This is a genomic window from Kitasatospora herbaricolor, from assembly GCF_030813695.1.
Taxonomy (GTDB): Bacteria; Actinomycetota; Actinomycetes; order Streptomycetales; family Streptomycetaceae; genus Kitasatospora; species Kitasatospora herbaricolor.
In genome coordinates, this window is record NZ_JAUSVA010000002.1 from 6,998,881 (window position 1) to 7,013,829 (window position 14,949).

Consider the following 14,949-nt stretch of genomic DNA (forward strand, 5'->3'; position numbering starts at 1 on the left):
GCCTGCGCCGTCGGCGCCGCACTGCTCGCCGCCGCAGGCCCGGCCGACGCCGCCGTCACGCCCGCACAGGCGGCCGCCGTCCCGCTCACCCGGTACGTCGACCCCTTCGTCGGCACCGACGACAGCACCGCCCCCGACCCGGTGCCCGGCGGATCCGGCGGCAGCACCTACCCCGGGGCGGTCGTCCCCTTCGGCGGGGTGCAGTTCAGCCCCGACACCCCGACCGCCTCGCCCTCCGGCTACCGGTGGTCCGACAGCTCGGTGGAGTCCTTCAGCCTGACCCACTTCGACGGCGCCGGCTGCCCCAACAACGAGGACCTGCCGCTGCTCCCGGTGACCGGTGCCCTCACCGCCTCCCCCGGCAGCGCCTGGACGGAGTACGCCTCCGGCCACACCAAGGCCGAGGAGTCCGCCGCCCCCGGCCGGTACCGGACCAGGCTCGACCGGTACGGCACCGACGTCGAACTGACCGCCACCACCCGCACCGGCATGGGCCGGCTGACCTATCCCGCCACCGACACCGCCCGGCTGCTGATCGGCACCGGCCGCAGCGCGACCGGCGACCGGCCCGGAAGCCTGCGGATCGACGGACCCGAGGTGACCGGCAGCGTCACCGCCGGCGGCTTCTGCGGCTCGTCGAAGACCTATCAGATCTGGTTCGACCTGCGCCTCGACCGCGCGCCGACCGGCTTCGGCACCTGGTCCGGGGCGACCGTCACCCCCGGTTCGGCCGTCGCCTCGGGCACCGGCACCGGCGGGTACCTCACCTTCGACACGACCGGCGGGCGGAGCGTCCGGTTCAAGGTCGGGCTCAGCTACGTCAGCGCCGAGGGTGCCCGGCGCAACCTCGACGCGGAGAACCCCGGCTGGGACTTCGACGCCGTCCGCAGGGCCGCCGACGCCGCCTGGAACGAGGTGCTCGGCCGGGTGCTGGTGAGCGGCGGCCGGGAGAGCGAGCTGCGGAAGTTCTACACGGCGCTCTACCACGTGTTCCAGAGCCCGAACGTGTCCAGTGACGTCGGTGGTGACTACCGCGGCTTCGACGGGGCCGTGCACCACGCCGACCACCCGGTCTACCAGAACTACTCCGGCTGGGACATCTACCGCTCCTGGGCGGCGCTGGTCGCCCTGCTCGCGCCGGCCGAGGCGAACGACATCGCCCGGTCGATGGTGCTGGACGGTCAGCAGGGCGGACTGCTGCCCAAGTGGTCGCAGCAGACCGACGAGGAGTTCGTGATGACCGGCGACCCCGGCCCGATCGTGATCGCGGGCCTGTACGCCTTCGGCGCACGGGACTTCGACACCACGGCCGCGCTCGCCCTGATGGAGAGGTCCTCGGCCGGGGGCACCAGCCAGGGCCGCCCGGTCCGCGGCCGGCAGTCCGCCTACACCCGGCTCGGCTACCTCGCCGGGGATCCGTCCGACTCGCTGGAGTACTCCGCCTCCGACTTCGCGGTGGCGCAGTTCGCCCGGGCGCTGGGGGACGTGGACGCGTACCGCGCCCACATGACCCGCGCCCAGTGGTGGCGCAACACCTACGGCCAGGACGCCGGCTACGTGCAGCCACGGGACCAGGCCGGCCGGTGGGCCTGGCCGCTGGACCCGGCGAGCGGCCGGGGCTTCACCGAGGGCAACGCGGCGCAGTACACCTGGACGGTCCCGTACGACTACGCGGGCCTGATCGGGACCATGGGCGGCCGGCACACCGCCCTGCAGCGGCTGGACCACCACTTCGGCGAGCTGAACGCCGGCCAGAGCCGGCCCTACTACTACATCGGCAACGAGCCGGAGCACGGCGTGCCCTGGGCCTACAACTTCGCCCGCCGGCCGGCCGGGGCCGCCGACGCCGTCCGCCGGGTGGCGGCCGAGTCCTTCGGCACCGGCCCGGGCGGCCTGCCGGGCAACGACGACCTCGGCGCCACCTCGGCCTGGTACGTCTGGGCCGCGCTCGGGATGTACCCGGTCACGCCGGGCGCCGACACCCTCGCCCTGCACGGGCCGCTCTTCCCGGCGGCGCTGGTCAGGCGCCCGGGCGGCGACATCGCCATCACCGCCACCGGCGGCGGCCGCTACGTCCAGGGGCTGACGGTCGACCGGGCGGCCACCACCCACAGCTACCTGCGCTACCCGGACCTCGCCGGCGGGGCCGCGCTGGAGTACACCATGGGCGGCGCACCCGGCGCGCGCTGGGGCACCGGCGCCGACGACGTGCCGCCCTCCTTCCCCGACGGCGCGCCGGCCGTCCCCGCCGCGCCCGAGCGCGGCCCGGACCTCGCGCTCGGCGCCGCCGCCACCGGCTCCGCGCCCTGCCCCGGCGGCGGACCGGCCGAGCGCGCCTTCGACGGCGCGCTCGGCAGCGCGGCCGGCTGGTGCTCCGCGGAGCCGGACCCGTGGCTGCGGGCCGACCTCGGCGCCGTCCGCACGGTCTCCGCCTTCGTGGTCGCCCACGCGGGCCTGGGCGGCGAGAGCACCGGCCGCAACACCGCCGCCTTCCGGATCGACACCAGCACCGACGGCGTCGACTGGAGCCCGGCCGTCGCCGCCACCGGCTCCCGGGCCAGCCGCACCGAGCACACCGTCCCGCCCCGCCCGGCCCGGTACGTGCGGCTGCGGGTCGACGTCACCGCCGACGCCCCGGCCGGCGGCGACCCGGAGCCGGCCCGGATCCAGGAGCTGGAGGTGTACGGCGACGGGCCCGGTCCGCGCTGAGGCGCCGCGCCGTCAGAACCGCCAGACCAGCGGCACCACCGTCAGCGTGACGACCAGGAACCAGCCCAGCACCGGCAGGCCGTACCGCCAGTAGTCCCCGAACCGGTAGCCGCCCGCGCCCATCACCATCATGTTCGCGGGCGTCGCCACCGGGGTCAGGACGGCGGCCGCCGCGGCCACCGCCACGCACATCAGCAGCGGCTGGACGGAGACGCCGGCGTCCTGCGCCGCCGAGACCGCGATCGGCACCACGATCAGGGCGGTGGCCATGTTGCTGACGAACTGCCCGAGCACGGCGGTGAGCAGGAAGACCCCGAGCAGCAGCAGGTGGCCGTTGCCACCGGCCGCCCGGACGACCAGGTGCGCGATGTCGTCGGCGGCGCCCGAGCGCTGGATCGCGACCGACAGCGGGAACAGCCCGCCGACGATGACCACGGTGGTCCAGGAGATCCCCTGGTAGGCCTGCTCGGGCGTCAGCACCCGCAGCAGCACCACGGCGAGCGCCGCCAGCAGGCCCGCCACGGCGGCGGGCACGGCGCCGGTGGCGAGCAGCAGCACCATGCCGGCCAGCACGGCCAGGGCCCGCCGGGCGGGCGCCCCGGGCGGTGCCAGCTGCGCCTTGACCTCGGCGGCGGAGTCGACCACCAGGACGTCCGCGGCGGGCTCCAGCCCCCGGTCCAGCGCCTGCCAGCCGCCCTGCACCAGCAGGGTGTCACCGGCCCGCAGGGCGGCCCGTTCGGGGCCGGCCTCCCGCCCCGAGCGGTGGACGGCGAGGATCACCAAGTCCCCGTCTGCGGTGGCCATCCCGGGGAAGACCCGCTCCCCGATCAGGGTGGAGCGGGGGCTGACCACCACCTCGACCAGCCCGCTGTCCCGGTTGACCAGCACGTCCGCCAGGTGCTCGCGCAGCGGCGCGGGCAGGTGCCCGAGCCCGTACGCGGCGGCGAACTCCTCGGTCGCGGCGCGCTCCCCGCGGACGATCAGGATGTCGCCGGCCTGCAGGGCCCCGTCCCCGCGCGGATCGTGCCCGTCGGCGGTGAGCGCGCCGACCACGGCCAGCCCGGCCGGCGCGCCCGCGGTCAGCTCCTCGGCGGCCAGCCCGACGGCCCCGGAGCCGGCCGGCACCTGCAGGCTCGCCGCGCCCTGCTCCAGCCCGTAGTGGGCGATCAGGGTCCGGGCGTGCCGGCTCAGGTCGGACGGGATGCAGCCAGGGGTGCGCCGCGGCAGCAGCCGGTGCCCGAACAGCACCGTCAGCCCGACCGTCCCGGCCAGCACCGGCAGGCCCACCACGGTGAAGTCGAAGAAGCCGAACGGATGCCCGCCGCTCTCGGCCGCCGCCTCCGAGGCGATCACGTTGATCGGGGAGCCGATCAGCAGCAGCAGCGACCCGGCGTGCCCGGCGTACACGAGCGGCAGCACCAGCCGGGAGGGCGGCAGTCCGGCCCGGGTGGCCAGCATGACCACCAGCGGCAGCAGCGCCGCCACCGCCCCCGTGACGGTGATCAGCGCGGTCAGCCCGGCGGCGGGCAGCATGGCCAGCACGACCAGCCGGGCCGGCCCGCCGCCGCGCCCGCTCAGCCGCCGCCCGGCCCAGGCGGTCAGCCCGGTGGCCTGCAGCGCCGCGCTCACCACGAACAGGGCGGCGACGAAGGTCACCACCGGGTCGCCGAAGCCGGCGAAGACCTCCCCGGCGTCCAGCACGCCGGTGGCGTACAGCACCAGCGCCGAGCCGAACGCGACGGCCTCCACCGGCAGCCGGTTCCACACGAAGAGCACGATCACGGCCGCGAGGACGGTCAGGCAGACGGCGGCATCGCTCATGGCGTCACGTCCCCCCGCGGCGCCCTGCTCCGGCCGGCCACGCCCTAGGCGTCGACCGGCGCGCCCGGTCCGAGCGGGATGCCGATCAGGTACCAGACGACGAAGAGGACGACCCAGGCGACCGCCACCAGGATCGCGTACGGCATCATCAGCGACACCACGGTCCCGACGCCGGACTTCTTCTTGTACTTCTGGGTGAGCAGGACGATGAACGGCAGGTACACCATCAGCGGGGTGATCACGTTCGGGGGCGAGTCGCCGATCCGGTAGGCCGCCAGCACGGTCTGCGGGGCGATGCCCAGGCGCAGGAAGAGCGGGACGAACACCGGCGCCAGGATCGCCCACTTGGGGATCACCCCGGGGATGATCAGGTCCAGGATCAGGGTGACCAGGATGAGGCCCAGCAGCAGCCAGAGCGGCCCGACGTCGATGCCCTCCAGGACGTCCGCCAGTTTGACGGCGGCGATCGTCGCCATGTTGCTGTAGTTGAAGTAGGCGATGAACTGGGCGATGATCAACAACAGGAAGATCAGCCCGCCGAGGCCCGCGAAGGTCTTGGTGATGGCCTCCATCGCGGCGCTGGTGCCCCGCAGCGTGTTGGCCCCGGCGCCGTAGCAGAGGCCGGCGACCAGGAACAGCAGCATGATGATGAAGATCAGCGCGTCCATGAACGGCGAGTCGTCGAACAGGCTGCCGGTCTCCGGGTTGCGCAGCGGCGCCCCCGGGACGAAGGAGAGCAGCGAGACCGCCACCGCCACCACCAGCAGGCCGTAGAGCGCGTACCGCAGGCCGCGGCCCTCCGCCTCGACGCTGATCTCGGCCTCGGTGACGTCCTCGACCTCCGGCACCTCGGTGTAGGCACCCAGCCGGGGTTCGACCATCCGTTCGGTGATCACGGTGATGACGACGGCGAGGAACAGCGTCGAGGCGATGCCGAAGTAGAGGTTGGCGGTGAGGTTGATCGACTCGCCGGGCTTGACCAGCGCGACCGCCTCGTTGGTGATCTCGGTGATGATCCCGTCGACCGGGGTGATCAGGACGTTCACGCCGAATGCCGCGCCGACGCCCGCGAAGGCGGCGGCCAGGCCCGCCAGCGGATGGCGCCCGACGCTCATGAAGGCCACCGCGCCCAGCGGGATCAGCACCAGGTAGCCGGCGTCCGAGGCGATGCTGGACAGGATGCCGAGCAGCACGATGATGAAGGTCAGGCTGCCCGGCGGGGCCACCCGGACGAGCTTGCGGATCAGCGCGCCGATCAGGCCGGCCTCCTCGGCGAGGCCCACCCCGACCATCGCGACCAGGATCACCGCGACCACGCCGAAGTTGGTGAAGTTGGTGGTCGCCGACGTGAAGATGAACCTGACGCCGTCCCCGGTCAGCAGGCTCTCGATCTTCGTGGTCTCCTGGTGGATCTCGTACGGGTGGTCGTAGTTCGAGACCGGCGGCACCTGGTTGGACGGGTAGTCGGTGCCTCCGTCGTACACCTCGTGCACGGGGACGGGCGCCGGCTCGGCGGCGTCGTAGGTGACCGAGACGTCGAAGGCGGCCAGGATCGCCGAGAGCACGATCACCAGGGCGCAGAGCCCGATGAAGATCATCGCCGGGTGCGGGACCTTGTTGCCGATCTTCTCGATGCCGTCCAGCATCCGCTGCCCGCGGGTCCGGCCCGCTGGCACCGCCTCACCGCTCATCGCGGGCCGCCTCTCCGCCCTCGCCGGAGCCCGGCTCGGGGCGCCCGGGCGGGGTGAAGCCCAGCAGGAACTCCGCCAGCAGCCGCGCCCCGAACCCGGTGCAGCCCTTGGGCCGCCAGCCGGTCGCACGGTCGTTCTGGGCCGGCCCGGCGATGTCGAGGTGCGCCCACGGCGCCCCGGCGACGAAGTCCTCCAGGAACAGCGCGGCATGGATGGCGCCGCCGTTCGGACCGCCCATGTTCTTGACGTCGGCCACGTCCGAGTCCAGCTCCGCCCGGTACCGCCGGGCCAGCGGCAGCTGCCAGGCCGGCTCGTCGGTCGCCCGGGCCGCCGCCAGCACCTGTTCCACCAGCGGCCGGCGGTTGCCGAACACCCCGGCGATCTCCGCGCCCAGCGCGCGCATCGCGGCGCCGGTGAGGGTGGCGATGTCCACGATCGCGTCGGTGGGCTCCTCGGTCGCCAGCACCAGCGCGTCCGCCATGATCAGGCGGCCCTCCGCGTCCGTGTTGATCACCTCGACCGTGGTGCCGCCGCGGATCGACAGCACGTCACCGAGCTTGGTGGCGGTGCCCGAGGGCATGTTGTCCGTGCACATCAGGTACCCGGTCACGGCCGTCGGGCAGTCCAGCTCCCGGAGCACCGACATCGCCGCCAGGATCGCCCCGGCCCCCGACATGTCGTTCTTCATCGTCGCGTGCACCGCGTCGGCGGGCTTGAGACTGATCCCGCCGGAGTCGTACATCACGCCCTTGCCGACCAGCGTGACCCGGGCCGCTCCGTCGCCGGCCGGGCCCGCGCCCGCCGGGGTGTAGCGCAGCTTGATCATCCGGGCCGGGTCGGCACTGCCGGCGTTGACCCCCAGCAGACCGCCGCAGCCCATCGCCACCAGCTGCGCCTGGTCGAACACCTCGGCGGTCAGGCCGGTGTCCGCGGCCAGGCCGCTCGCGACCTCCGCCAGCACCGCGGCGGTCAGCAGGCTCGGCGGCGAGTTCGCCAGGTCACGGGCCAGCATGGTGGCCCGCGCGAACAGCAGGCCGCGCCGCGCGCCCCGCTCGGCCTCCGCCACGTCCGGCCCGGGCACCAGCAGCGTCAGCGCCACCACCGGGACGGCCTGCGGCGAGCGCTTCAGCACCTCGAAGCGGTAGCGCGCCAGCAGTACACCCTCCACCAGCGCCTGCGCGGCCGCCGCCGGAGCCACCCCGGATCCCACCGGCAGCAGCAGCGCCAGCCGGCCCTCCTGGGCGGCCGCCCCGGCGAACGCCGCTCCGGCGTCCCGCAGGGCGGTGGGGTCCAGCGCCTCCGGCGCGCCGGTGCCGAACACCACCAGCGGCGGGCCGTCGCCGGTGCCGGCCAGCAGCCCCGCCGTGCCCGCCTCGCCGGTGAGCCCGGCCGCCGCCAGCTGCTCCCGGCCCGCACCCAGCTCGGACGGTACGTCCCCCTCGGCCGGCAGCGGTACGCCCAGCAGGCCGTGACCGCCCGCGCCCGGCGCACCTCCGGACGCGGCCACCAGCACCTCCGGCGGCCGCGCCCAGGAAGGGATCGGGTCGAACCGGTCCCGAAGGTCTGCCATTCCCTGCTCCTCTCGTCCTCCCCGGGCCGCCCGCCGGCGGGCTGACTCGTCGCAGCGGAGGAGAACCCAGACTCCTCACACTTCGGCCCGCTCCGCCCGCCGGACGGCCCTTGTCTGGGCCGGGCGGGTGAGCCTCGTCCGGCACCCGGACGACCCGCCGCCCTGCCGCCCCGGGCGGTGTCCCGGAACCGGCCGGGAGGGCCTGGGCGCGGCTGCGGCCGCGGGGCCGAGACGCGGCGACGCACCAGCGATTCGTACCGGGCGACCGCCCTCCCGCTCTGCCATGGTGGGGGAAAGGACCACCACGGATCAGGTACGGCTGCCGGGAGGTTTCACGGTGCGGGACTCGGATCGCGACGAAGGGGAGGCCGCCCTCCTGGCGGCACTGTTCGGCGGGGCGCCGCGCTGCTGGTACGTCCTCGACCGCGAGCTGCGGCTGGTGCAGCTCAACCGCGCCGCCCGCGTCCTGCGCTGCCTGCCCGGCGAGGAGGCCATCGGCCGGCGGCTCACCGATTTCGTCCCCGGATTCCCCGCCGCCGAGCTGACCGGACTCGCCGGCGAGGTGCTCGCCACCGGTGCCACCCTGTCGGGCCGGCTGCTGTACGGTCACCCCGCCGCCGCCCCCGACCGGGCCCAGGTGCTCTCGCTGACCCTCTACCGGCTGGAGGACGGCGTCACCGGCCGGCCGGGCGAACCGCTCGGCGTCGCCGTCGCCGTCGAGGACGTCACCGCGCGGGAGTCCGCCGCCGAGCGACTCGCCGTCCTGCACCGGGCCAACCAGGTCATCGGCTCCACCCTCGACCTCGCCACCACCGCGCAGGAGCTCGCCGACGTCACGGTGCCGCGCTTCGCGGACGCCACCACCGTCGACGTCCTCGACGAGGCCTGGCGGGCCGGCCCCGCCCACGAGGGCCCGGTAGGCCACGACCATCCGCTGCGCCGTGCCGCCTACCGCACCCGCCACGGCGGCGAACTCCCGGTGCGAATCGGCCGCCTCAACACCTTCCCGTTCCCGACCCCGTTCACCCAGAGCCTCGCCGACGTACGGCCGCGCCTGGTCAAGCACCTCGAGTTCGACGAGCCCTGGCTGAGGGCCGACGTGCCCACCACCGAACGGTTGCGGACCGCCGGTGTGCACTCGCTGATGGTCGTCCCCCTGGTCGTCCACGAGACCGTCCTCGGCCTGGCGGCCTACTACCGCTACGAACGGCCCGAGCCCTTCGACGAGGACGACCTCGAACTCGCCCGGGAACTCACCGCCCGCGCCGCCCTCTCCCTGGACAAGGCCCGCAGCTACGCACGCGAACGCACCGTCGCCACGGCACTCCAGCGCTACCTGCTGCCCCAGCGGCCCCCGTCGGTCTCCGCCGTGGACGCCGCCCACCTCTACATAACGGGAGGCGCCGGCAGCGACTGGTACGACGTCATCCAGCTCTCCGGGGCCAGGGTCGCTCTGGTCGTCGGCGACCTCGCCGGACGCGGCGTCGAGGCCGCCGCCACCATGGGCCAGCTGCGCACCGCCGTCCGCACCCTGGCCGCGCTGGACCTGCCCCCGGACGAACTGCTGGAACGCCTGGACACCACCGCCCTGCGCCTCGCCCGGGACAGTGCGGTGGCCCCCGGCGGCGTCCCCGGGGAGGAGCTGATCGCGTCCTGCCTCGTCCTCACCTACGACCCGGTCTCCCGCCGGTGCACCGCCGCCCGGGCGGGCCACCCGCAGCCCCTGGTGCTGGACCCGGCCGGGCGGGCGCTCCCGTTCGAGGTGCCCGTCGGCCCGCACCTGGGGGTCGGCGGGGCCGGCTTCGAGGCCGCCACCGTCGAACTGCCCGAGGGCAGCGTCATCGCCCTCTACACCAACGGCCTGGTCACCGACCGGGGCCGCGACAGCGACGCCTCGCTGGAACGCCTGCACCAGGTCCTCGCCCAGCCCGGCCGCAGCCTGCAGGAGCTCTGCGACTCCGCGGTCTACGCCCTGGTACCGGACCGGCCCGACGACGACGCCGTCCTGCTGCTCGCCCGCACCCACCACCTGGCCCAGGAGAACGTCGCCGCCTGGACCTTCCCCGACGACCTCGCCGTCGTCTCCCAGGCCCGCGAGCTGGCCGAGAGCCAGCTCGTCGCCTGGGGGCTGGACGACCTGGTGTACAGCACCCAGCTCATCGTCAGCGAACTCGTCACCAACGCCATCCGCTACGGCAAGGGCGCCGTCCAGCTGCGCCTGATCCGGGACCGCACCCTGATCTGCGAGGTGTCCGACCGGACGAACACCGCTCCGCACCTGCGGCAGGCCGGCAGTACCGACGAGGGCGGCCGGGGGCTGTTCATCGTGATGCAGCTCAGCGCCCACTGGGGTACCCGGTATCTCCGCGAGGGCAAGACGATCTGGGCCGAGCAGCCGCTGCCGGGGGCGTCCTGACGGGACGGGGGCTTCCTCCGGCGTGGGTGCGGGGGCGGTGCTGTGCCCTCGAACAGGTCTCTTGTCACAACTGGTTTGCAGTGCAAAGCTGACTGTATGACAGACGCATCTGTACCGTCATCGGGCACCCCCCGCGAAGTCCTCGCCGGCCTCGGCGAGCTGACCCGCCAGGTCCGGGCCGCCCAGCGCGGCGCCTGGTTCCCCCTCCTGCTGTTCGGCGTGCTGACCCTCGGCGGGATCCTGGTCGCCCGCCTCACCACCAGCGTCCGGACCGTCACCACCTGCCCGCCGGTCCCGGGCTCGTCGGACGTCCCCACGAGCTGCACCCTCGTCACGCAGGGGTCCCCGCTCTACTGGACCCTCGGCCTCGGCCTGGCCTACACGGCGATCGCGGTCTTCTACGTCCGCCGCTCGCGCAGTCGCGGGGTCGGCACCCCGGTCCGGCCGTACATCCTCGTCGGGGCGGCCCTGGCGGGCCTGGCTGCGGCCACCGCGTTCTGGAGCCTCCGGCAGGGATTCCCGCAGCCCGGCGACCCGCTCGACTTCTGGGGCCTGCGGCTCGATCCCGCCTCGGGGACGACGGCCTTCCTCGAACGGTTCACCGGGAACGCCGCGGCCATCGGGCTGCCGCTGCTGGTGCTGTCCTGGGTGGAACGCAGCCGCGCGCTGCTTCTGCTCACCGCGGTGTACCTGGCCGTCGAACTGGTACCGCTCAGCACCGGCTGGGCCGGGAGCCTCGCGGCATCGCCCTGGTCCGCCCTGCCCCGGCTGGGCGTCCCCGGCCTGCTCCTGCTGCTCGGTGCCCTCGGCTTCCGCCTGGCCGAGCCGTCCCGTCAGCGCAGGACGTCATGACCGCCGAACCTGGTCAGCACCCGGTCAACGGCCTGGACGACGTGGTCCATCAGCGCGTCCGCCTGGGCATCCTCACCGTCGCCCACCAGGCCCGACGGGTCGAGTTCGGATTCCTGCGGACGGCGCTCGGCCTCACCGCCGGAAACCTCAGCCAGCACCTGGCCGTCCTGGAGAAGGCCGGACTGATCGAGGTGGAGAAGGGCTACGAGGGCAAGCGCGCCCGCACCTGGCTCTCCCTCACCCCGGCCGGCGACCGTGCGCTCCAGGACGAGGTCACCCAGCTCAAGCGACTCATCCACCAGATCGAGCACGGCAGTTCAGCCCCGGGTTCGTAGTCGGGGTAGGGGTGAGGCGGGCCCTGTCGGTCGGGTCGGTCGGGTCGGTCGGGTCCGTCGGGTCCGTCGGGTCGGTCGGGTCGGCTCGCGGCTCGATGGGCCTGCGCAGCAGGGCGGGGCCGGAAGGTCGGGAGACGGGGCGAGGGGAGGGGTAGGGGGCAGCGGGGCAGAGGGGCAGGGGGATCGGATGGGGCGGTGGTGGGGCTGGGGCCGACCGGGCGAACGGCGGCCGCCCGTTCGGGTGACGGGGAGGCCCGACGGGTGGGTGGACCCGCTCCCGGCCGCCGGCCTGCGGGAGTCTGGCCACCGGCGGCCCGCCTCCCGGCGGGCGCGGACCCGAAAGGCCGGAGCACCATGCTGCCCACCAACCCCCGCCGGTGGCGGACCGCCCTCACGGCCGTCACCGTCCTCGCCCTGCTGGGCCTGACCGGCTGCTCCTCCAGCAAGCCGAGCACCCCGAGCACCCCGGCGCCCGCCACCGCGGACACCACACCCACCACCGCCGGCACACCCTCGCCGTCCGCCGGCTCCGCAAGCCCCTCGGCGTCCGGCTCCGCGTCCGGCTCGGCGTCCGCCTCGCCCGGCGGGAACCCGGCGACCGCCGTCACCGTCACCATCAAGGACTTCGCGTTCAACCCGGTCGGGGTGACGGTGGCCCCCGGCGCGACCGTGACCGTGATCAACCAGGACAGCACCGCGCACACCGTCACCTCCGTCACCGACGGCCTCTTCGACACCGGCGACATCGCCGGCGGTGGGACCACCACGTTCACCGCCCCGACCACGCCCGGCGAGTACCGGTACATCTGCAGCATCCACACGTACATGCACGGCACCCTGACGGTGCAGTAGCGGCAGCGTTCGAGGCCGTCCGGCGGGATCCGGGAGGCCCGGCGGGATCCCGGAGGCCCGGTGCGGAACGGCCCGGTGGGGAAGGGTCCGGTCGGGAACGGTCCGGTCGGGAACGGTCCGGCCCGGTGGGGAAGGGCCCGGTCGGGAACGGTCCGGTCGGGAACGGTCCGGCCCGGTGGGGAAGGGTCCGGTCGGGAACGGTCCGGCCCGGTGGGGAGCGGCCCGGCGGGCCGGCCCATGGACGCGGGCACCCTGCCCCGCCCCGTCACGGACCCGGCGCGGCCCGGTCGTCGCGGCCCGGGGCGTTGCGGTTCAGGTCGTTGCGGCCCGGGAAGTCGCAGCCCGCGGCGGAGCGTCCCGGGGGCGTCCTGCCTCGACGTACGGTGTCGACATGAGCGAAGAGGACGAGCCGGCGGCCGCTCGGACCGCCGGGCCGGAGCCGGAGGGCGGCGAGGCCGCCTGCTGGCTGAACCGGGTCTGCCCGGAGTGCGACGCGGTGCTGGACACGGCGCCGCCGGCGGTCTGCCATCGGTGCGGGGCCGAGGTCCGGGCCGGGTGACCGGGGGCGGGGTCGACGGGGGGCGGGGTGGCCGGGGGAGAGGTGGCCGGGGGAGGGGTGAGGGCCCCCGGGTGCGGCGCAAAGCGGCAGGACGGGTAGATTTGTCCACCAATGGACTGCGCCGTCCGGGATCCGGAGCCGAGCGTATGGCCCCGCCGCGTCGATCACGCGGGCCCGCCGCGTGGAGCTGTCGCGGTGGTGCCGGGCCGTTCCCGACCCCCGTCCAACCCCGGGCCAGTGACGTCCGGAGCATTCCGGAGTACCGCGCACATGAGCACCGACCAGGCCACCCGATCCCGCCCTGCCCTGCGGCCGCCGGTCAGCAGGGCACCCGCCTCGCCGAGCCTGGGCACCATGCTGCACGCGACCACCTCGTCGATATCGGTGCTGCTGCTGATCGTCGCCGCTGGGGCGCTGCTGCACCAGCCGATGCTGATCCCGCCGCTGGCGGCCAGTGCCGCCCTGGTGCACAGCACCCCGGCCCTGCCGCTGGCGCAGCCGCGCAGCCTGGTCGGCGGTCACCTGCTGGCGGCGCTCACCGGGTTCGCCGTGCTGGCCGTGCTCGGCAGCGCGACCTGGGCCGCGGCCCTGGCCGGCGGCCTGGCGCTGGCCGTGATGATGCTGAGCCGGACGCAGCACACGCCGGCGGTCGCGACCGCCGTGATCGTGGTGCTCCAGGCGCCGAGGCCGGCCCGCTTCCTGCCGCTGCTGCTGGCCGCGACCGTCCTGATCGTGCTGGCGGCGATGGCCGCCACCCGTGCCAAGCGCGGCGTCCCGGCCTATCCGTCCTACTGGTGGTGAGGGCAGCGCTGCCGTTCGCCTTCGGAAGCGCCCTGCGGGGCGCTTTTTTCGTGCCCGCGTCCGCGTCCGGGGCCGGGCCCGCGTCCGTCCGGGCCCGTGCACAGTGCCCAGACCTCGTGCCCCGTGGGCATGAGCGATCGCGTTCGTGACGGCCGCGTACGTAGCGATCGTGTTCGTGGCGTCAGCGGGGCCGCAAATGTGTTCGTGGCATTGGCGTTGGCGTTCATGCCGAACAGGTTCGTGACGATCGTGACTGTGGCGATCACGTTCGTAGCGATCGCATTCGTCCCGTACCTGTTCGTCCCGTACCTGTTCGTCCCGTACTTGTTCGTGACGAACATGTTCGTTAGAGTTGAGGCATGGCAACTGACCTCGAACGAACATGTTCGTTATCTTGGGGGGATGACAGCACACTCCGGTACTCCCCACAGTCGTCGGGAGCGCCCCGCGAAGCCCGCCCTCACCCGGGACGGCATCGTGGCGGCCGCCGTCGGGATCATGCGCGAAGAGGGCCTGCAGAAGGTCACCATGCGTCGCCTGGCGCAGGAGCTCGACACCGGGCCGGCCTCGCTGTACGTCTACGTCCGCAACACCGCGGAGCTGCACGCGGCGATCCTGGACGAGCTGCTCGGGACGGTCCCGCCGCCCGCCGCGGACGGGACCTGGCGCGAGCGGCTGGAGCAGCTGCTCGGCTCCTACACCGACATGCTCTTCGCCCATCCGAGCCTGGCCCAGTCCGCTCTGGTGGCGCGTCCCAGCGGTCCGCACTACCTCGACCTGATCGAGCGTGTGCTGGCCCTGCTGGCCGAGGGTGGGGTCCCGGCCGGGCAGGCGGCCTGGGGCGTGGACGTGCTGCTGCAGCACGCCACCGCCACCGCCGCGGAGCACTCCACCCGGGTCGGCTCCCCCGATGCTCAGGAGGAGATGGACACCCTGGCCAGGGTGCTGCGGGAGGCCTTCGCGGGGACGCACCCGCACATCGCCGCGCTCGGCCTCGGCCTGCTCGCGGGTCCGCCCTCGGCACGCCGTTCCTGGGGCTTCCAGATGCTGATCAACGGCATCGTGCACACCCCCGTGCCGGCGGCCGTCGAGTCCGCCGCCGCGCCGGGCGGTGACGACCGCGGCTGAGTGCCGGCGGTAGTCCCGCCTCCAGCGGTCCGCCTCTCTCGGCGGGCCACCGCGGGGCCGGTTCCGATGCCGGCCCCCTGTCCCGCCGTGCCCTGAGGGCCCGGCCTCCGCAGTCCGTACCTGTGATCCACACCCGTAGGGCCGGTGCCGCCGCCGGGCCCCTACCCCGTCGCGTCCAGGCGCGTCGTGTCGTACTCCGAGCGCCCGGAGCGCCC

General features: G+C 74.4%; 11 protein-coding genes. 8 read left to right on the plus strand and 3 right to left on the minus strand.

Annotated features, from left to right (window positions below; translation table 11 throughout):
• Positions 1-21 precede the first annotated feature (21 nt).
• Positions 22-2,709, plus strand: a complete 2,688-nt coding sequence (locus J2S46_RS30485; RefSeq protein ID WP_229912117.1) for a GH92 family glycosyl hydrolase — start codon at positions 22-24, stop codon at positions 2,707-2,709.
• A 12-nt stretch (positions 2,710-2,721) separates the two neighbouring features.
• Here the strand turns inward: J2S46_RS30485 and J2S46_RS30490 are convergent, their stop codons facing one another.
• From J2S46_RS30490 to J2S46_RS30500, 3 genes are read right to left on the minus strand one after another with little or no spacing between them, the layout of a single operon-like run.
• A complete protein-coding gene (locus tag J2S46_RS30490) occupies positions 2,722-4,530 on the minus strand; it encodes an SLC13 family permease (protein WP_191287784.1) in 1,809 nt (602 codons plus the stop codon).
• A 44-nt stretch (positions 4,531-4,574) separates the two neighbouring features.
• Positions 4,575-6,221 (minus strand): AbgT family transporter, encoded by a 1,647-nt coding sequence (locus tag J2S46_RS30495; RefSeq protein ID WP_191287785.1) that lies wholly within the window; start codon positions 6,219-6,221, stop codon positions 4,575-4,577.
• Entirely contained in the window at positions 6,211-7,791 is a 1,581-nt protein-coding gene (locus J2S46_RS30500; protein WP_191287786.1) for a leucyl aminopeptidase family protein, read from the minus strand. The genes J2S46_RS30495 and J2S46_RS30500 overlap by 11 nt, the downstream gene beginning before the upstream one ends.
• Positions 7,792-8,128: 337 nt before the next feature.
• On the opposite strand from J2S46_RS30500, the gene J2S46_RS30505 reads away from it, so the two are divergent.
• The 7 genes from J2S46_RS30505 (at position 8,129) to J2S46_RS30535 (ending at position 14,734) form a co-directional block, all read left to right on the plus strand.
• A complete protein-coding gene (locus J2S46_RS30505; RefSeq protein ID WP_229911950.1) occupies positions 8,129-10,207 on the plus strand; it encodes a SpoIIE family protein phosphatase in 2,079 nt (692 codons plus the stop codon).
• Positions 10,208-10,303: 96 nt separating this feature from the next.
• On the plus strand, positions 10,304-11,059 hold the full coding sequence (locus tag J2S46_RS30510; protein WP_191287788.1) for a hypothetical protein: 756 nt from the start codon (positions 10,304-10,306) through the stop codon (positions 11,057-11,059).
• Positions 11,056-11,394 (plus strand): winged helix-turn-helix domain-containing protein, encoded by a 339-nt coding sequence (locus J2S46_RS30515; RefSeq protein ID WP_191287789.1) that lies wholly within the window; start codon positions 11,056-11,058, stop codon positions 11,392-11,394. Before J2S46_RS30510 ends, J2S46_RS30515 begins: the two co-directional genes overlap by 4 nt.
• A 354-nt stretch (positions 11,395-11,748) precedes the next feature.
• A complete protein-coding gene (locus tag J2S46_RS30520) occupies positions 11,749-12,246 on the plus strand; it encodes a cupredoxin domain-containing protein (protein WP_191287790.1) in 498 nt (165 codons plus the stop codon).
• Positions 12,247-12,637: 391 nt separating this feature from the next.
• Positions 12,638-12,805: a hypothetical protein gene (locus J2S46_RS30525; RefSeq protein WP_191287791.1), complete on the plus strand. Its 168-nt coding sequence runs from the start codon at positions 12,638-12,640 to the stop codon at positions 12,803-12,805.
• Between the two features lie 270 nt (positions 12,806-13,075).
• Positions 13,076-13,606, plus strand: coding sequence for an HPP family protein (locus tag J2S46_RS30530; RefSeq protein ID WP_191287792.1), 531 nt, complete (start codon positions 13,076-13,078; stop codon positions 13,604-13,606).
• Between the two features lie 402 nt (positions 13,607-14,008).
• Positions 14,009-14,734 carry a TetR/AcrR family transcriptional regulator gene (locus J2S46_RS30535; RefSeq protein WP_191287793.1) on the plus strand — a complete coding sequence of 242 codons (726 nt, stop codon included), beginning with the start codon at positions 14,009-14,011 and terminating at the stop codon, positions 14,732-14,734.
• Positions 14,735-14,949 lie beyond the last annotated feature (215 nt).

Coding starts and splice junctions, on each gene's coding strand:
- J2S46_RS30490 (WP_191287784.1), bottom strand. CDS start 4,530: ATGAGCGATGCCGCCGTCTGCCTGACCGTCCTCGCGGCCGTGATCGTG.
- J2S46_RS30495 (WP_191287785.1), bottom strand. CDS start 6,221: ATGAGCGGTGAGGCGGTGCCAGCGGGCCGGACCCGCGGGCAGCGGATG.
- J2S46_RS30500 (WP_191287786.1), bottom strand. CDS start 7,791: ATGGCAGACCTTCGGGACCGGTTCGACCCGATCCCTTCCTGGGCGCGG.
- J2S46_RS30510 (WP_191287788.1), top strand. CDS start 10,304: ATGACAGACGCATCTGTACCGTCATCGGGCACCCCCCGCGAAGTCCTC.
- J2S46_RS30515 (WP_191287789.1), top strand. CDS start 11,056: ATGACCGCCGAACCTGGTCAGCACCCGGTCAACGGCCTGGACGACGTG.
- J2S46_RS30520 (WP_191287790.1), top strand. CDS start 11,749: ATGCTGCCCACCAACCCCCGCCGGTGGCGGACCGCCCTCACGGCCGTC.
- J2S46_RS30525 (WP_191287791.1), top strand. CDS start 12,638: ATGAGCGAAGAGGACGAGCCGGCGGCCGCTCGGACCGCCGGGCCGGAG.
- J2S46_RS30530 (WP_191287792.1), top strand. CDS start 13,076: ATGAGCACCGACCAGGCCACCCGATCCCGCCCTGCCCTGCGGCCGCCG.
- J2S46_RS30535 (WP_191287793.1), top strand. CDS start 14,009: ATGACAGCACACTCCGGTACTCCCCACAGTCGTCGGGAGCGCCCCGCG.